Raw genomic sequence first — 16,502 nt, 5'->3', positions numbered from 1 at the left:
TGCCCGGTCCGCCGCGTTTCTTCGGGTGCGACCGGTGGTTGTCCCGGCAGGCCGGGTCACCGAGGTCCGACCGGCGAGCCGGCGGCACCTCACCTCCGTGGTGTCACACTGCCGCCCGGTCCCCGGCAACGACGGCGGCCGACCGGCCGTGACCAGCGAGAGGAGGTGCCTGCGGTGGACGACATCCTCTTCTCCCGCCGGCGCGCCGAGCGCTTCGCGCAGCTTCTCGACGAGGCCAACGGCGCTCGGCGACACCACGTACGAGCCCGGGTGGACGGTCAACTCGCGCCCCTCGTCGCGGTGGGCCAACGGATCAGCACCGACCCCCCGACCGTCGAGGTGGACCAGGACTTCCGGACCGGTCTGCGGGCGATGCTGCTCGCCACCGCCGAACGGGACGGACTGGGCAGCACACCGGCGGCCAGCGAACCGGACACCACGCGTCCGGCCACGACCACCCGGGGGCGGCTGCTGCCGGCGGCCACCGCCCGGCGGGCCCGAGCCCGGGGCGCGATCCTGGTCGGCGTCGCCGCCGGCGCCATCGCGGTCTCCGGAATCTCCGCCGCAAGCGAGAACGCAGTGCCCGGCGACGCGCTGTACGGGATGAAGCGCTCGACCGAACGGGCGCAACTCGCCCTGGCCAGCTCCGACATCAGCCGCGGTCAACTCTTCCTGGACTTCGCCCGGACCCGGCTCGGCGAGGCCGCCGAGCTCCGCGGCGACCGGATCGGCTACAGCGCGGTCCTCGACGACATGGACGCCGACACCCGGCAGGGTGTTCGCCTGCTGACCACCGCCGCGGCACAGCGGGCCGATCCGGGCAGCCTGGACACGCTCAACACGTTCGTCACCGGCCAACGCCGGGCGGTGAGCGGCCTGCTCGACGGGACCACCCGCATCGACCGGGAACGGACCCAGCGGTCACTGCGCCTCCTGGACAGCATCCGGGAGCGCTCGGACACGCTGCGGGCGGCAATCGCCTGCGGCCTGCCGGCCCCGACCGCCAGCGACACCCTCGGCCCGGATCCGAGCGCCTGCCCCGAGGCTCGCTGACGCCCACCCCCTATACCGCACGTCCGACCGACCTCGCCACAGTTCGTGCTGTGCCAGGCCGGTCGACAGTGCGCGGCGGCTACCCTCGCCTGAGGCATCCGTCGTACCGGTGAGGAAGGGAGTCGCGTGGCGCGCAGCCGGAAGGTGACGGTAAGCACCGACGCCGCGGGGCACACCGCGGGCTGGGCGGAGACCGACCTGACCCCGGCCGTCGCCCCCGTACCGGACCCGACAGCCGCGGCCTTCTTCGACGTGGACAACACGATGATGCAGGGCGCGTCGATCTACTGGTTCGCCCGTGGGCTCGCCTCCCGCAACTACTTCACCACCGCCGACCTGGCCCGCTTCGCCTGGCAGCAGCTGCGGTTCCGACTGTTGGCCCGGGAGCACGCCGGTGACATGTCCCTGGCCAAGGAGGCCGCACTGGCCTTCGTCCAGGGCTGGCGGGTCGACGACGTGGAGCACCTCGCGGAGGAGATCTTCGACGAGATGATGGCACCCCGGATCTGGGCCGGCACCCACCAACTCGCGCAACGGCACCTGGCGGCCGGCCAACGGGTCTGGCTGGTCAGCGCCGCCCCGGTCGAGATCGGCCGGGTGATCGCCGCCCGGCTCGGCCTGACCGGTGCCATCGGCACGGTGGCCGAGGTGGTGGACGGGGCGTACACCGGGCGGTTGGTGGGCGACCTGATGCACGGGCCGGCGAAGGCCGAGGCGGTCACCCAGCTCGCCGCGGTGGAAGGGCTCGACCTGGTCCGCTGCGCGGCGTACAGCGATTCGGCGAACGATCTGCCGCTGCTCTCCGCGGTGGGCCGGGCGGTGGCGGTCAACCCCGACGCCGCCCTGCTGCGGCAGGCCCGCCAGCACGGCTGGGAGGTGCGGGACTTCCGCACGGGCCGGCGGGCCGTCAAGATCGCCGTACCGTCCACCGCGGCGGCCGGGCTGGTGGTCGGCGCGGTCACCGCCGGGCTGGCGTTGCAGCGCCGCCGCCGCGCCGGCTGAGCCAGGTCAGGGACCGAACGGGTCGGGCCGTCGCTCCAGCAGGGCGTGCAGGGTCTGCTGGATCGTCTCCCGCACCTGGTCGGCGAGGTTGAAGACCACAAGCGGGTCGTCCGCCGCGTCGGTCAGGTGGGCGGTCGGGATCGGCGGACAGAACTCGATGAGCCACTTGCTGGGCAGCGGCACCATGCCCAACGGCCCGAGCCACGGGAAGGTCGGCGTGACCGGGAAGTAGGGCAACTTGAGCAGCCGTGCCAGGGGCTTGATGTCGGCGAGCATCGGGTAGATCTCCTCGCCACCGACGATGGCTACCGGCACGATCGGGGTGCCGGTGCGCAGCGCCGCCGAGACGAACCCGCCCCGCCCGAACCGTTGCAGCTTGTACCGGTCCGCGTAGAGCTTGCCGATCCCCTTGAAGCCCTCGGGGAACACACCGACCAGGTCACCCCCGCCGAGCAGCCGCTCCGCGTCCGGGTTGCAGGCCACCGTGCCGCCGGTCTTGCGGGCGAGCTCCGAGACCACCGGCATCCGGAAGACCAGGTCGGCGCCGAGCAGCCGAAGGTAGCGGTGGGCGGGATGCTTGTCGTGCAGCGCCGCCGAGAGGATCAACGCGTCAAGCGCCACCGTCCCCGAGTGGTTGCCGACCACCAGGGCCGGTCCGTCGACGGGCACGTGCTCGACGCCGCTGACCTCGGTGCGGAACCAGTCCCGGTAGAGCAGCCGCAGCAGCGGGTGGAAGACCGCGTCGGTCAACTCGGAGTCGAAGCCGAACTCGTCGACCTCGTAGTCGCCGGCGAGCCGGCGGCGCAGGAAGGCCAGCCCGTTCGCGACCTTGCGGTCCCAGTGGTCCCCCGGCCGGTCCGGCACCACCGGTTCGGTGCCGCCCGTGGGCGGGGCGTCGACGAGGTCACCGGCGGGCCGGTAGCTGGCCGCGGTGTCGGGCCCGTCGGTAGGTGTCGACGCGACCTGGTCGGCCGGTCGATGCCCGTTACGCCGCGCCGGGTCCGCGTCCGCAGCGGTCGGCTGGGGTACGTCGAAACGCCCGACCCCCCGCGGCTCGCGCCCCTCCCCCGGCCCGGTCACGATGCCCCCGGCCCGCTCACGACGAGCGCTCCCGCACCGCGGAGCGGACCTGCCGGATGCCGTCCAGGACCAGTTGCTCGGCGGCGGCCAACTGCTCGCGGGTGACCACCACCCCGCCGTGGTGGGCGCGAATGAAATCCTCGAACGCCTCGGCGGTGGAGCGGGGGGTGAAGTCGTACTCCTGCTCAAGTCGGCTGGTGTCGACGACCCGGCCGTGCACGAAGAGGTCGACCTGGTCCAGGCCGTAACGACCGAAGCCCATGTTGCGGGCCAGCGCGGCGGCACCGGAGAGACCCGGTTCCAGCACCGGGACGGCGACCCGACCGGCCCGCCGGATCGCCTGCGACAGCGAGAGCACCCCCGGACCTGCGACGTTGTACGTGCCGGGGTGGTCCTCCACGATCGACCGGTGCAGCACCTCCAACGCGTCGTCGAAGTGCAGGAACTGCAACCGGGGGTCACGGCCGAAGACGGTCGGCACGAACGGCTGCGCGAAGTAGCGGGTCAACGTGGTGTCGGCGGTCGAGCCGATGAACGGGGCGAAACGCAGCACCGTCGCGGTGACGTCGGACCGGCGGCGGCGGAAGCCGCGGACGTACCCCTCGAGGTCGAGAATGTCGCGGCCGAACCCGCCGCGCGGCACCTCACGGGGCTCGGTCTCCTCGGTGAAGACCGCCGGGTCCCGGAACGACACCCCGTACGCGGCGGTCGAGGAACGGACCACGAGCTTGCGCAGCCGGGGTGCCCGTTGGCAGGCGGCGAGCAGCTGCATGGTGCCGATGACGTTCTGGTCCTTCATCGCCGACCGACCACCGTGCTGCGGGTCGGGGGAGCTGACCAGGGCCAGGTGCACGACGGCGTCGACGTCCAGGTCGGCGAGGAGGCCCCCGAGTGAGCCGGGGTCGACGCGGAGTCGTTCGACCCGGTCCAGCAGGTCGGTGAACTCGGTGCCGGAGTCCGGTGCGTCGACACCGATGACCCGCTCGATGCGCGGGTCGGCGGCCAGCCGGGCCGCCACGTGGGCACCGAGGTAGCGGCCGACCCCGGTGACGAGGACGACCCCCGGAGCACCTGTGGTGCCACCGGGGGTCATCTGACGCACCTACCCCGGCAGGAAGGACCGAGCCGGGACGACCACGGCCTGATCACCTGAGCCTCCGGGGGTCGACAGTTTGGCAAGTGCCGCCGGACGCCGGGCGGTCGGACGGGCCGGGCGCGCTTCGGCGCAGCATGCGCCGCCGGCCTGTCCGTCGAGCCCGGCGGCGATCACTTGCCGAGACGGCGACGCTGGACGCGGGTCTTACGCAGCAGCTTGCGGTGCTTCTTCTTAGCCATGCGCTTACGGCGCTTCTTGACCACCGAGCCCATACGACAGCCTTTCGATACAACGTGCGGGGCGGACCGGATGACACCACCCAGGTGGCGACGGCGACCGCGTGCGGACAACGGACCGGACCAGTCTGGGCGGCGGGGCGCACCGGTGGGGTCTCGGTCGGGCTCCAGGGTAGCCGGAGGGCCTCAGCCGGACCAACGCGCCCCCGTCGATGCCGGTTGGCCGGCACCAGCAGGGGCGCAGCGGTGGCTCAGGCGGTCTCTTGGAAAGCGCCCCGGAGATATTCGTGCACCGCATGCTCCGGCACCCGGAACGACCTGCCGACCCGGACGGCGGTGAGCTCACCGCTGTGCACCAGGCGATAGACAGTCATCTTCGAGACCCGCATGACCGTCGCCACCTCCGCGACGGTCAGGAACCTGACCTCCGACAGCCGCCCGTCGGACTGTGACCCGGCCATGGCTCACCAACCCATCCCATGCCCGGCGCGGGCCAACCCGACGGATGCTCCGGGCCGGGCGGCGACGCGCGTGTTACCAGTACGGTAGCGGGGCGGCTGTGACCGGCGCGATCCCTTCGTACAACTGATCATGCTTCTTCTCGCCGTTCACCCGATCCACGCTCCCGGAATCGCCCCGCCCGCGCCCGACGTCCCGGTTGTTCCCGCCCTGGTCATTCGGCACGTAGCGCGACCACCGGGTCGAGTCGGCCGGCGCGCTGCGCCGGAACGACCCCGAAGACGATGCCCACCACCGCGGACACGCCGAAGGCGAGCGCCAACGACCACCAGGTGATCGCGGCCGGGATCGGTGACAGCCCGTCGACGAGCAGGGCGGTGCCCACGCCCAGCGCCATCCCGGTCACCCCACCGATAGTGGTGAGCAGCACCGCCTCCAGCAGGAACTGCACACCGATGTCGCGGGGCCGGGCCCCGACGGCCTTGCGCAGCCCGATCTCCCGGGTCCGCTCCCGAACGCTCACCAGCATGATGTTGGAGACCCCGACACCGCCGACGAGCAGGGAGATGCCGGCGATGGCCGCCAGTACGCCGGTGAGAACGCCGAGGATGTCGCCGAGCACACCGAGGATCTGCTGCTGGGTGACCGCGCTGAACTCGGTGTCCGGGTGCCGACGGTTCAGCTCGGCGACGATGCGTTCGCCCAGCTCGTCGATCCGTTCCCGGTCCGGGGCCTTCACCGCGATGCCGTCCACCCGCTGGGTGCCCCAGAGCCGCTGCGCGGCGGTGACCGGCACGTGCACCTCGTCGTCCCGGTCGACGCCGAGACTCTGCCCGAGTGGTGCGAAGACGCCGATCACCCGGAACCGCACCCCGGCCAGCGTCACCTGCTGGCCGAGCGGGTCCCGGTCGGGGAAGAGCGTGCGGGCCACCGAGTCGCCGAGCACCGCCACCCGCCGGCTGGTGTCCACGTCGGTGCCGGTCAGATAGCGGCCCCGGGCCAGCGACCTGGTGAACACCGTCGGGGTGGTCTCCAGCACGCCCTGCACTGTGGTGAAGTCGGAACGGGCACCGGCCCGCGCGGTCGCCCCGGAGGCGACGGTTACCGCCACCCGATCGGGGTCGCCGACCACCCGGCTGACGGCGTCGACGTCCTTCAGGGTCAGCGGCGAGACCACCGGCGCGTTGCCCACCTCGATCCGGCCGGGGACAACCAGCAGCAGGTTGGAGCCGAGGCCCTCGACCTGCTGTTCGACCTTCTGTTTGGTGCCGGTGCCGATGGCCACCAGCAGGACCACCGAGGCGACCCCGATGATCACCCCGAGCATGGTCAGCGCGCTGCGCAGCCGGTTGGCCCGTAGGGCGTCGAGCGCCACCCGCCACGCCTCGGCGACCCTCACGCCGCGCCCTCCGGCGGGTCGAGCGCGGGCCGGCCCGGGTCGGCCTCCCGCGGAAGGCGCCCGGTGGCTCCGGCGGCGCCACCGGAGCCACCGGGCGGGTGCCCCGGGCCGCTTCCGGACGCGGACCGGGGCTCCGCGCTGGGAGCGGGGACCAGTGTCGCAGGTCGGCCGGGATCGACGGACGGCGGTCGATCATGAAGGTCGGCGCTGTCCGCCACGACCACCCCGTCGCGCATCGTGATCCGCCGCCGGGCTCGGGCGGCCACCTCCTGATCGTGGGTGACCATCACCAACGCCACCCCGGACTCCACGTTCAACTGTTCCAACAGCTCCAGCACCGCCGTGCCGGTGACGCTGTCCAGGTTGCCGGTGGGCTCGTCGGCCAGCAGCACCGTCGGCTCGGTGACCAGCGCACGGGCGATCGCGACCCGTTGCTGCTCACCGCCGGACATCTGGTTGGGCCGGTGGTCCAGTCGGTGCCCGAGGCCGACCCGGCCGAGCATCGCCGCCGCCCGCTCCCGGCGCTGCCGGGCCGACACACCCCGGTAGACAAGCGGCAGGGCCACGTTCTCCACCGCCGAGGTACGCGGCAGCAGGTGGAACGCCTGGAAGACGAAACCGATCGTCTCGTTGCGCAGGGCCGCCATCTCCGGCGGCGCGAGGGCGTTGACGTCCCGCCCACCGATCACCAGGCGGCCACCGGTCGGCCGGTCCAGCCCACCGAGGAGATGCATGAGGGTGGACTTGCCCGAGCCGGATGGACCGACCAGGGCCACATAGTCACCCGGCCGCACGACGAGCGACACCCCACGCAACGCCTCGACGGACACCCCGTCCAGTTGGTACGTCCGGGACACCTGCACCGCCTCTATCGCCGGCGGGGCGTCGGTCACCGCACCTCCTGGCCGTCGCGCACCTGGTCGGTGCCGCGCACCACGATCCGGTCGCCGGGCTGCACGCCGTTGAGGATCTGCACCAGATCCGACCCCTGTACGCCCACCGTGACCGCCGCCCGACCAGCCCGGCCGTCGCGGACCACCCAGACCGCGTCCCGGCCGTCGGCGGAGAACACCGCGGAGGCCGGTACGGTCACCGCGTCGGCGGCCTCCCGGACCCGCAGGTGCACTATCGCGTTCATGCCCGGGCGGGGCGTCGGGGCCGGCTCGTCCTCGGCCAGCTTTCCGGCACCGAGCGCGAGACGCACCCGGTAGGTCACCCCGCCCTGAGCGGAGTTGGTGGGCAGCACGTCCACCGAGCGGACCGTCGCCTCGTAGCTGGCCCCGCTGACGGCGTCCAACTCGACGGTGGCGGTCACCCCGGCCTTGACCAGCAGCACGTCTGTCTCGTCCACCTCGGCGAGCAACCCCAACTGCCCGGTGTCCACAACGGTCAGCACCGGTGTGCCGGCGGTGACCTGGCCGCCGACCGCGACAGCGTCGTCCACCCCGGCGGGCGGCCCGCCCTGGCCGGACGTGAACGCGGACGGGTCGACGCTGGCCGCCTGGGGGCCACCGGCCTGCGCCAACAGCCCAGCGAGGCCACCGGTCGAACCACCGCCGGCCCGGGTGCCGCCCGGCTGCACGATGCCGGCGATCGGGGCGCGCAGGGTGAGCGCGTCGACGCTCGCCTTCGCCAGGTCGTACGCCTGCTGGGCCTGGAGCCGTTGCGCCGCGGAGAGCGCGCCGACGGCCGAGCTCAGCCCGTTGATCCCGCGCTGCACCTCGCGAACGGCCTGGTCGGCGCTGCGCGCGGCGGCGGCGTACTGCCGTTGCGCGGAGGTCACCTGGGTCGACAGGGCGTCCCGCAACTGCGGGTCGGCGATCTTGTCGGCGGCGTGCCGGGCCGCGTCGAACGCCTCGTCGGCGGCCTTGTCGGTGCCCCGTCGGCTGCTTGTCAGGTTGCCCGTGGAGACACCCCGACCGGCGCGCTTCGCCGCGTCCAACGCCTCCTTCGCCTGACGCAGCCGCTGCCGGGCCGCCGGCGAGTCGACAACGGCGAGGACCTGACCGGCCCTGACCTGCTGTCCGGGCTGGACCCGCAGGCTCACCACTGTGCCGTCGGCAGGCGCGGTGAGGGTCGCGGCGGCGCGGGCGGTGACGGTCGCCGGGGCATCGATGACCTCGCTCACCGGGTTACGGGCCGCCGACGCGAGCGCGAGGTCGGGGCTGTCGTCACCGCACGACGCGGCGGTGGTGGCGGTGAGGACGGCGACGGCGGTCAGGGCGATGAGCAGGCGGGGCCGGACGGTGCTGCCCGGCCGAGCTGACTGGGGGCGGCGCACCCATCGATGGTACGGCGCACCGTCTCGCCACCCGCGAGCACGTCAGGCAGCGGCGCTGCGGACGTACGCCACGCACTCGTCGTGCAACGTCGACCACTGCTCGCCGAACGCCTCCTCGGCGGCCACGTCGAGGGTCTTGCGCTCGTGCACAACCGCCTTGAAGAAGGTGAGCAACCGCTGCGGCCCGTACCTGTCGACGAGGTGCCGGACGGCCAGGTAGCCGACGCCGTAGCTGCCGGCTACCTGCTCGGCGGAGGCGTCGTCGGCCGGGTTGACACCCGACAACTGGCCGTCCCACCTGGCCCGGACCAGTTTGCGCACCTCGGCGAGCCCCTCGTACCTGTCGACCGCCTGGCCGCCGGTACCGGCGAACTCGGCCAGCCCCTCCACCAGCCACCAGGTGGTCTTGCCGGGGTAGCCGCGATCCGGCAGGGAGGCAGCGTGGGTCAACTCGTGCCGGAGCAGGTCGTCGGTGCCGCTGCTGGGCAGCCCCTCGGCGTTGAGCACCACCTCGTGGTGGCCGCCGCCCACGGTCACCGCGTACCCGCCGGTCCACTCCGGCCGGTCCCCGCCGTACCAGCGCTTCCACTCGGCGCGGCCGGCGTAGAAGACCCGGTAGCGGTCCACCGGCGAGCCGGTGACCACGTACCCGTCGGCCACCTTGGCCGCCGCCTCGGCCTGGGCGAGCAGGCTGGGCAGCTTGCCCCGCAGCGCCGGGGTGGTGGCGACGATGGTCCGCGCGCCGATCGCCACGGCCAGCTCGCTCACCTCCCACGGCCGGGTACCGGTCTCCACCGACTTCGACTCCTCGACGGCGATCAACCGGGGTTGGTCGCCGTACTCCCGCCAGCGGGTGCCGATCAGCACCGGGCTGGGCCGGCAGTTCGGGGCGACGAAGCAGTACTGGAAGCGCACCAGGAGCCGCCACTCCCCCGGCTTGCCGACGATCGGCGCGGGCAGGCCGCTCGGCTCGGCCCGCCAGACGGTCACCTTCAGCTCGCGCAGTGCGGCGAAGCGGCGACGCAGCTCGGCGTGCACCGCGGGTTCGGCGATCGCGAGGTAACCCGCGCGGTCACCGGCGAGCAGCGCGGTGGACTGCCGGTCGAGCTGTGCGGTCATCCGGTCGCTGAGCTCTCGGGCCGCCACGGTGGCGGGATCGTCGGCAGTCGACACACCGGCCCGGCTGATCGTGGCCCGGGCACCACTCTCCCGGATCACTCCGACGACGAGCAGCGCCGGCAGGCCGCAGCCCAGCAGCAGGACGACCACCATGAGCACCGTCCACAGCGGCCAGAGCCGCCGTGGTGCTGGCTGCTGCACCCCGTCAGTCACCCGCCGAAGGGTACGACCATTCGCTGGCTGTGGCGAAGCCGCCCCGGCCGACCCGGAGGAACTACTTCTTGGAGATCAGGGCACGGCCGAAGAAGACCAGGTTGGCCGGGCGCTCGGCGAGCCGGCGCATCAGGTAGCCGTACCACTCGTCGCCGTACGGGACGTAGGTGCGCACCGTGTAGCCCTCGCCGGCCAGGCGGGCCTGCTCCTCCGGGCGGATGCCGTAGAGCATCTGGAACTCGAAGCGCTCCGGCCCCCGGTCGAACCAGCGGGCCCGGTCCTCGCCGATGGCGATCATCCGAGGGTCGTGGGTGGCGAGCATCGGGTAGCCGGCACCGGACATCAGGATGTTCATGCAGCGCACGTACGACTTGTCCACCTCACGGGCCGACTGGTACGCCACCGACTCCGGCTCCTTGTACGCGCCCTTGCACAGCCGCACCCGCGACCCGGCCGAGGAGAGCTCCCGGCAGTCCGACTCGGTCCGGCGCAGGTACGCCTGGAGCACCGCACCGGTCGACGGGAAGTCCTTGCGCAGCCGGCTCAGCACCTCCAACGTCGAGTCGGTGGTGGTGTGGTCCTCCATGTCCAGGGTGACGGTGGTGCCCGCCGCGTCCGCCGCCGCGCAGATCGCCCGCGCGTTGTCGTACGCCAACTGCTCGTCGAACATCTGGCCGAGAGCGGAGAGCTTCACGCTCACCTCGGCGGCCGGGGTCAGCCCGGCACCGCCGAGCATCTTCAGCAGCCTCAGGTATTCGTCGCGGGTGGCGATGGCCTGCTCGGGGGTGACGGTGTCCTCACCGAGGTGATCGAGGGTGACCGCGAGACCGTCGTCGACGAGCCCGCGGGTCGCGCGCAACGCGTCGTCGGTGCTGGCGCCGGCGACGAACCGGCGGACGACGTCCCGGGTGTACGGGGCGGTCGCGACGAGCCGCTCGACCTGGGATGACCGGGAGGCGGCGAGAATGACGGAACGGAGCATGAGCCGAGCGTATCGCCCCTGCCAGGGCCCCCGCCGAGGGGCGGCCGTACCACCCGTCCCGACCGCGGGGAAGGGCCCCGGTACAACAAAACCGACAACAAGGGGCCTCGCCTGCCCGGGGCTGCGGTGGTGGCGCGCATGGGCTACAACGATGCCGTGGACCAACGCCCCCGCCGCCGGCTACGGTCGGCCTCCGTGCAGCTCGGCGCGCTCACCGCTCTCGCGCTCGCCCTCTCCGGCTGCAACATGCCCGCCGACGACGACGATGACGACGACTGCGCCCTCGGGCCGGTCGGCGGCGGCGACACCGTCGCGTTGGCGATGCGGGTTCCCGACCCGGCCACCGGCCGTGCCGCACCGCAGCCGGCAACGGCCGCCGTGCCCGACCGGGGCGGGTTCGGCACCCACCTCGCCTCCTGCGGCGGCTGAGGTGCGCCGCGAGACGGTCACCCCCCGACCCGACTGGGACGCCACCATCCGGGAGCAGGGGCTGGTCTACGTCGACACCGAGCTGCCCGACGGCGGGATCACGTCGTACTGGGACGAGACCGGTGCGTACGCCTTCGACCTCGACGAGGTGCTGCGGCTGGAGGAGGCCACCGAGGAGCTGCACCGGATGTCGGTGGCCGCCGCCGAACACGTGGTGGCCCACCACCGGTACGCCGAGTTCGGCATCCCGCAGTGGGCGGCCGAAGCCGTGGCCCGGTCGCTACGGGAGGCACCACCCACCCTCTACGGCCGCTTCGACCTGGCGTACGACGGCACCTGGCCGCCGAAGATGCTCGAGTACAACGCGGACACCCCGACCGCGCTCGTCGAGGCGAGCATCATCCAGTGGTACTGGCTGGAGCAGACCCGACCGGAGCTGGACCAGTGGAACAGCCTGCACGAACGGCTGGTCGCCGCGTGGGCCAAGATCGGGGCTGGGCTGCACGATCCCCGGGTGCACGTGCTCTGGTCGAACGAGGAGGAGTCCGGCGAGGATCACATGACCGCCGGCTACCTGGCCGAGACCGCCCGACAGGCCGGCCTGGACGTCGAGTTGCAGCCCATCCAGAAGATCGGCTGGGACGGCCGGCGCTTCGTCGACGCCGCCGACCGCCCGGTGACCACCTGCTTCAAGCTCTACCCGTGGGAATGGATGCTGGCCGAGCCGTACGGGCCGGCGGCGTTGGCCCCGGGCACCCCGACCACCTGGATCGAGCCCGCCTGGAAGCTGCTGCTGTCCAACAAGGCGCTGCTCGCCGTCCTCTGGGAGCTGTACCCCGACCACGACTACCTGCTCCCGGCGTACCTCGACTCGCCGCGCGGCATGCCGGAGTACGTGGCCAAGCCGCTGCTCGGCCGGGAGGGCGGTTCGGTCCGCGTCGTCACCGCCGAGCAGGAGATCACCAACCCGGGGATCTACGGCGACGAGGGCTGGTGCTACCAGGAGTTCCGGGCGTTGCCGCAGTTCGCCGGCAACCGGATGGTGCTGGGCAGCTGGATCGTCGACGGTGAGTCGGCCGGGGTGGGGGTGCGGGAGAGCGCCAGTCTGATCACCGACGGCTACGCGCGGTTCCTGCCGCACTACATCGACGCGCCGCGCAGCGCATGAGTCGTCTACCGTTGGGGGCGTGAACTTCGACGCGTACGCCCGGACCGGCGTTGACCTGGTCAACGCCCGCCTGGACGACCTCGACGACCTGCGGGCCCTCTTCCCCGACGACAACGCCTGGATGCGCGACGAGGTCGCGGACCGGGACGTCGCGATCTTCCGGCGGGCCCAGAAACGGTTGCGCGACGTCTTCGAGTACGGCACCTCGGGGCGTGACGGCCAGGCGGTCACCGAGCTGAACGCGCTGCTGGAGGCGTTCCCGGTGCAGCCGCGCATCTCCGGGCACGACTCCAGCGACTGGCACATGCACGTGACCAGCCGGGGCGCCTCGGTCAGTGCGGAATACCTGGCCGGCGCGGTCTGGGGGTTGTCGGTCTGGCTCTGCGAGTACGGCAGTGCCCGGTTCGGGGTCTGTGCCGACGAGCGCTGCGGCAACGTCTATCTGGACACGTCGTCCAACTGCTGCCGGCGGTTCTGCTCGGAGCGCTGCGCCACCCGCTCGCACGTGGCGGCGCACCGGGCCCGCAAGCGGGCGGCGGTCGGTGAGCAGGTGACTGTCGCCGCCCAGCCGACGAGCGCCGTGGACTCGCTCTCACCGGTCAGCTGACACACCGCCCGGCGCGGGCGGGCGTGGTCAGGCGTCGACCGGGGACGACGCGGTCAGGTGCTGACGGGCGAACTCCAGCGCGGCACGCAGGTCCGCCTCGCGTACCGCGCGGCTCTTCGCACCCCGGGTGGCGACCTCCACCGCCACCGACCCGGTGAAGCCCCGCCCGGCCAGCGAGGAGAGCAGCTCACCGCAGGGCTGGGTGCCGCGCCCGGGGACCAGGTGCTCGTCGCGGCCCTCGCCGGTGCCGTCGCCCAGGTGCACGTGCGCCAGCCCGGCACCCATCCGGTCGGCCATCTCCAGCGGGTCGCTGTGCGAGGCCGCGCAGTGCGACAGATCCAGGGTGTACGACGGGTAGCCGGTGTCGGTGGGATCCCATCCCGGCACATACGGGACGAACTGCCGACCTGCCATCCGCACCGGGTACATGTTCTCCACAGCGAACCGCAGCCCGCTGAACCGGTCCGCGACGCCTGCCAACCCCTCGGCGAAGTTGCGCGCGTAGTCACGTTGCCAGGTGAACGGCGGATGCACCACGACCGTCGGCGCCTCGAGCGTCTCGGCCAACTCGGCGGCCCGGCGCAGCCGCTCCCACGGGTCCGGGCTCCACACCCGCTGGGTGACAAGCAGGCACGGCGCGTGCACCGAGCGCACCGGCACGCCGTAGTGCGCGGACAGGCCGCGCAGCGCGCCCGCGTCCTGGCTGACCACGTCGGTCCAGACCATCACCTCGACCCCGTCGTAGCCGAGCGCCGCGGCCAGTTGGAAGGCCGCCGCGGTCGGTTCGGGAAAGACCGACGAGCTGGACAGGAGGACCGGAACGCGGAAAGTCACATCAGTCAGCGTAGCCCGCCAGCGCCCTCAGATCGGTTCGAGTTGATCGAGCCGGCGGAGGATGACGCCCTCACGCAGCGCCCAGGGGCAGATGTCAAGCGAGTCCAGATCCAGGCGGCGCATCACCGCCTCGGCGACCACGGCACCCGCCAGCAGCTGATGGGCCCGACCCGTGCTGACCCCCTCAAGCTCCATCAACTGCGCCGGTGGGATGTGCCGGATGAAGCCGATGACCTGCCGCAGACCGGCCTGGGTCAGGCTGCGTCGCGCCCACAGCCCGGCACCGGAGGGCGCGGCGCCGGCCAGTCGGGCCAGCGTGCGGAACGTCTTCGAGGTGGCCACCGTCCGGTCCCAGCCGACCTGGGTGATCTGGTCGACGACCTTGTCCAGCCGACCGTCCACGTACTCCCGGAGCTTTTCGACCGCCTCCGCCGACGGCGGGACCGCGCTGGCCGGATCGACCCGCAGCCGCTCCCGGGTCAGCCGACCGGCGCCGAGCGGCAGCGAGACCGCGACCTCCGGGTCCTCGTCGATGCCGGCGGCGATCTCCAAGGAGCCGCCCCCGATGTCCAGCACCAGCAGCCGCCCCGCGGACCAGCCGAACCAGCGCCGGACGGCCAGGAACGTCGACCGCGCCTCGTCCGCCCCGGAGAGCACCGCCAGACGTACGCCAGTCTCGTCGCGGACCCGGGCCAGCACCTCTGCCGCGTTCGTGGCGTCGCGCACGGCGGACGTGGCGAAGGCGATCAGGTCGTCGGTCGCCAACCCCTCCGCCGCCGTCTTGGCCATGCCCACAGCCTTGACCAGGCCGTCCGCGCCCGCCGCGGTGAGCGCGCCGTCCGGGCCGATCTGCTCGGCCAACCGGAGTACGACCTTCTCGGAGTGCGCCGGCCACGGGTGCGCGCCGTGGTGCGCGTCCACCACCAGAAGGTGCACCGTGTTGGATCCGACGTCGAGGACACCCAGTCGCATGATGAAGACCCTAGGTGCAACACGTTTGCGCGGCTCACCGGCCTGCGTGCGCCACCGCGCGTACGCTGGGCCGGGTGACGATGGAGCTCCGTGTGCTGGTGGACGACCCAGGCGACCCGCGCAGCCGCGAGGTGCCGCTGGACTTCCCGCGGGAGTGGATCGAGTTCACCGACCCGGCCGACGAGACGCACCTGATCCGCGCCGACCTGACCTGGCTGCTCTCCCGCTGGACCTGCATCTTCGGCAAGGGCTGCCACGGCATCATCGCCGGCCGGGCGGCCGACGGCTGCTGCTCGCACGGGGCGTTCTTCACCGACTCGGACGACGAGAAGCGGGTCCGCAACGCCGTCAAGCGGCTCACCCCGGAGAGCTGGCAGCACTTCCGGCGCGGGTTCAAGAACTGGACCGACGAGGACACCATCGACGGCAAGAACCCGGCCCGTCGCACCGCCACCCAGGGCGCGGACGGCCCGTGCGTATTCCTCAACGACGCCGACTTCCCCGGTGGGGGTGGCTGCGCCCTGCACGCCCAGGCGCTGCGCGACGGGGTGCACCCGCTGGAATACAAGCCGGACGTCTGTTGGCAGTTGCCGATCCGCCGGGACCAGGACTGGGTCAAACGGCCGGACAACTCCAAGGTGCTGGTCTCCACGCTGTCCGAGTTCGACAGGCGGGGCTGGGGCGCCGGTGGGCACGACCTGGACTGGTGGTGCACCTCCTCGACTGACGCGCACGTCGGTGCCGAGCCGATGTACCTGTCGTACGCCCCGGAGCTGACCGCGCTGATCGGCGCAGCCGCCTACGAGCGGCTGGCCGAGCTGTGCGCGGCCCGAACCAGGCAGGGCATGATCGCTCCCCACCCCGCCGACGAGATCTAGCGCAGCGCCTCGTCGACGAGCGTGCGTGCGCTGCGCCGCGCCGCGTCGGCGATCAGCGGGTCGCCGTCAAGCACACCGGCGGCGAGCCCGCCGTCCAGCAGCAGGGTGAGCTGGCGGGCGAGCAGCTCCGGCTCGGCCGCGCCGGCCTGACGGGCCAGCTCGGTCACCCAGGCCCGGACCACGGTCTTGTGCTCGACCGTCCGGACGTGCACCTCGCCACCGGCGGACGACTCGGCGGCGGTGTTGATGAACGCGCAGCCGTGGTAGCCGTCGCGGCGGCAGGCACCGGCCAGTGCGTCGAACATCCCGACCAGCTGGTCGCGCGGCGCGTGGCCGGCATCCCGGGCCGCAGACCGCAACGCGCCGAACCACGCCTGGTCGACCCGATCGAGGTACGCCAGCACGAGGTCGTCCTTGCGCGGAAAGTGCTTGTAGAGCGTCGCCTTGGCCACCCCCGACTCGGCGATCACCGTGTCCACCCCCACGCCGCGCGGTCCGTGCGCGTAGAAGAGCCGGAACGCGGTGTCCAGGATTCGTTCCCTGGCCGAGCCGGCCGGAGTGCGGGGCGCGGGCATGGGTGCTCCCTCGTTCTGCTGATGACAGCCCCGATCTTATAGACAGCTTTGTCTACGGAGGCAGCACCCGCCGCTTCGGCGACCCCCGCGAGGGCCGCGCGGACGAGGGGCGGGATGTG

General features: G+C 72.6%; 18 protein-coding genes. 6 read left to right on the top strand and 12 right to left on the bottom strand.

The annotated features are described in order from the left end of the window. Positions 1-165: 165 nt before the first annotated feature. Positions 166-1,053 carry a DUF5667 domain-containing protein gene (locus AB0B86_RS16955; protein ID WP_357406684.1) on the top strand — a complete coding sequence of 296 codons (888 nt, stop codon included), beginning with the start codon at positions 166-168 and terminating at the stop codon, positions 1,051-1,053. 126 nt (positions 1,054-1,179) lie between these two features. After that, positions 1,180-2,055, top strand: a complete 876-nt coding sequence (locus AB0B86_RS16950; RefSeq protein ID WP_357406686.1) for an HAD-IB family hydrolase — start codon at positions 1,180-1,182, stop codon at positions 2,053-2,055. A 6-nt stretch (positions 2,056-2,061) separates the two neighbouring features. Here the strand turns inward: AB0B86_RS16950 and AB0B86_RS16945 are convergent, their stop codons facing one another. From AB0B86_RS16945 to AB0B86_RS16905, 9 genes are all read right to left on the bottom strand, one after another. Then, positions 2,062-2,922: a lysophospholipid acyltransferase family protein gene (locus tag AB0B86_RS16945; RefSeq protein ID WP_357406771.1), complete on the bottom strand. Its 861-nt coding sequence runs from the start codon at positions 2,920-2,922 to the stop codon at positions 2,062-2,064. 229 nt (positions 2,923-3,151) lie between these two features. Next, the gene (locus AB0B86_RS16940; protein ID WP_357406688.1) at positions 3,152-4,228 is read right to left on the bottom strand and encodes an NAD-dependent epimerase/dehydratase family protein; all 1,077 of its coding nucleotides are present in this window, start codon (positions 4,226-4,228) and stop codon (positions 3,152-3,154) included. Positions 4,229-4,401: 173 nt separating this feature from the next. Continuing rightward, on the bottom strand, positions 4,402-4,503 hold the full coding sequence (locus AB0B86_RS16935) for an AURKAIP1/COX24 domain-containing protein (protein WP_007465623.1): 102 nt from the start codon (positions 4,501-4,503) through the stop codon (positions 4,402-4,404). 215 nt (positions 4,504-4,718) lie between these two features. Next, positions 4,719-4,928: a helix-turn-helix domain-containing protein gene (locus AB0B86_RS16930; protein ID WP_110563213.1), complete on the bottom strand. Its 210-nt coding sequence runs from the start codon at positions 4,926-4,928 to the stop codon at positions 4,719-4,721. Positions 4,929-5,140: 212 nt separating this feature from the next. Beyond that, positions 5,141-6,325, bottom strand: coding sequence for an ABC transporter permease (locus AB0B86_RS16925; protein ID WP_357406690.1), 1,185 nt, complete (start codon positions 6,323-6,325; stop codon positions 5,141-5,143). Beyond that, complete coding sequence (locus AB0B86_RS16920) at positions 6,322-7,218, bottom strand: ABC transporter ATP-binding protein (RefSeq protein ID WP_357418500.1); 897 nt, start codon at positions 7,216-7,218, stop codon at positions 6,322-6,324. The genes AB0B86_RS16925 and AB0B86_RS16920 overlap by 4 nt, the downstream gene beginning before the upstream one ends. Further along, on the bottom strand, positions 7,215-8,606 hold the full coding sequence (locus AB0B86_RS16915) for an efflux RND transporter periplasmic adaptor subunit (protein ID WP_357406694.1): 1,392 nt from the start codon (positions 8,604-8,606) through the stop codon (positions 7,215-7,217). The genes AB0B86_RS16920 and AB0B86_RS16915 overlap by 4 nt, the downstream gene beginning before the upstream one ends. A gap of 42 nt (positions 8,607-8,648) precedes the next feature. Beyond that, positions 8,649-9,938: a hypothetical protein gene (locus AB0B86_RS16910; RefSeq protein ID WP_357406696.1), complete on the bottom strand. Its 1,290-nt coding sequence runs from the start codon at positions 9,936-9,938 to the stop codon at positions 8,649-8,651. A gap of 61 nt (positions 9,939-9,999) precedes the next feature. Then, positions 10,000-10,920 carry a proline dehydrogenase family protein gene (locus AB0B86_RS16905; protein ID WP_357406698.1) on the bottom strand — a complete coding sequence of 307 codons (921 nt, stop codon included), beginning with the start codon at positions 10,918-10,920 and terminating at the stop codon, positions 10,000-10,002. A 138-nt stretch (positions 10,921-11,058) separates the two neighbouring features. On the opposite strand from AB0B86_RS16905, the gene AB0B86_RS16900 reads away from it, so the two are divergent. The 3 genes from AB0B86_RS16900 to AB0B86_RS16890 are packed head-to-tail and all read left to right on the top strand — an operon-like array spanning position 11,059 to position 13,124. Further along, entirely contained in the window at positions 11,059-11,349 is a 291-nt protein-coding gene (locus AB0B86_RS16900) for a hypothetical protein (protein ID WP_357406700.1), read from the top strand. 1 nt (position 11,350) lies between these two features. After that, entirely contained in the window at positions 11,351-12,517 is a 1,167-nt protein-coding gene (locus tag AB0B86_RS16895; RefSeq protein WP_357406702.1) for a glutathionylspermidine synthase family protein, read from the top strand. A 19-nt stretch (positions 12,518-12,536) separates the two neighbouring features. Next, a complete protein-coding gene (locus AB0B86_RS16890) occupies positions 12,537-13,124 on the top strand; it encodes a CGNR zinc finger domain-containing protein (RefSeq protein ID WP_357406704.1) in 588 nt (195 codons plus the stop codon). A gap of 27 nt (positions 13,125-13,151) precedes the next feature. Here AB0B86_RS16890 and AB0B86_RS16885 read toward each other — a convergent pair whose 3' ends face one another. Together AB0B86_RS16885 and AB0B86_RS16880 are read right to left on the bottom strand one after the other, a co-directional pair. Beyond that, complete coding sequence (locus AB0B86_RS16885) at positions 13,152-13,958, bottom strand: sugar phosphate isomerase/epimerase (RefSeq protein WP_357406706.1); 807 nt, start codon at positions 13,956-13,958, stop codon at positions 13,152-13,154. Positions 13,959-13,985: 27 nt separating this feature from the next. Then, a complete protein-coding gene (locus AB0B86_RS16880) occupies positions 13,986-14,930 on the bottom strand; it encodes a Ppx/GppA phosphatase family protein (RefSeq protein ID WP_357406708.1) in 945 nt (314 codons plus the stop codon). An 80-nt stretch (positions 14,931-15,010) separates the two neighbouring features. Here AB0B86_RS16880 and AB0B86_RS16875 point away from each other — a divergent pair, with 80 nt between their 5' ends. Next, the gene (locus AB0B86_RS16875) at positions 15,011-15,808 is read left to right on the top strand and encodes a hypothetical protein (RefSeq protein ID WP_357406773.1); all 798 of its coding nucleotides are present in this window, start codon (positions 15,011-15,013) and stop codon (positions 15,806-15,808) included. Here AB0B86_RS16875 and AB0B86_RS16870 read toward each other — a convergent pair. Beyond that, entirely contained in the window at positions 15,805-16,383 is a 579-nt protein-coding gene (locus AB0B86_RS16870; protein ID WP_357406711.1) for a TetR/AcrR family transcriptional regulator, read from the bottom strand. The genes AB0B86_RS16875 and AB0B86_RS16870 overlap by 4 nt on opposite strands. Positions 16,384-16,502: the final 119 nt, after the last annotated feature.

Source organism: Micromonospora sp. NPDC049047 (assembly GCF_040649135.1).
Lineage (GTDB): Bacteria > Actinomycetota > Actinomycetes > Mycobacteriales > Micromonosporaceae > Micromonospora.
This window is presented reverse-complemented; position numbering and strand designations above follow the sequence as displayed.

Excerpts from the sequence above, each read along its gene's own strand:
- AB0B86_RS16870 (WP_357406711.1), bottom strand. The coding sequence starts at position 16,383 with ATGCCCGCGCCCCGCACTCCGGCCGGCTCGGCCAGGGAACGAATCCTG.
- AB0B86_RS16905 (WP_357406698.1), bottom strand. The coding sequence starts at position 10,920 with ATGCTCCGTTCCGTCATTCTCGCCGCCTCCCGGTCATCCCAGGTCGAG.
- AB0B86_RS16900 (WP_357406700.1), top strand. The coding sequence starts at position 11,059 with ATGGGCTACAACGATGCCGTGGACCAACGCCCCCGCCGCCGGCTACGG.
- AB0B86_RS16880 (WP_357406708.1), bottom strand. The coding sequence starts at position 14,930 with ATGCGACTGGGTGTCCTCGACGTCGGATCCAACACGGTGCACCTTCTG.
- AB0B86_RS16930 (WP_110563213.1), bottom strand. The coding sequence starts at position 4,928 with ATGGCCGGGTCACAGTCCGACGGGCGGCTGTCGGAGGTCAGGTTCCTG.
- AB0B86_RS16935 (WP_007465623.1), bottom strand. The coding sequence starts at position 4,503 with ATGGGCTCGGTGGTCAAGAAGCGCCGTAAGCGCATGGCTAAGAAGAAG.
- AB0B86_RS16875 (WP_357406773.1), top strand. The coding sequence starts at position 15,011 with ATGGAGCTCCGTGTGCTGGTGGACGACCCAGGCGACCCGCGCAGCCGC.
- AB0B86_RS16940 (WP_357406688.1), bottom strand. The coding sequence starts at position 4,228 with ATGACCCCCGGTGGCACCACAGGTGCTCCGGGGGTCGTCCTCGTCACC.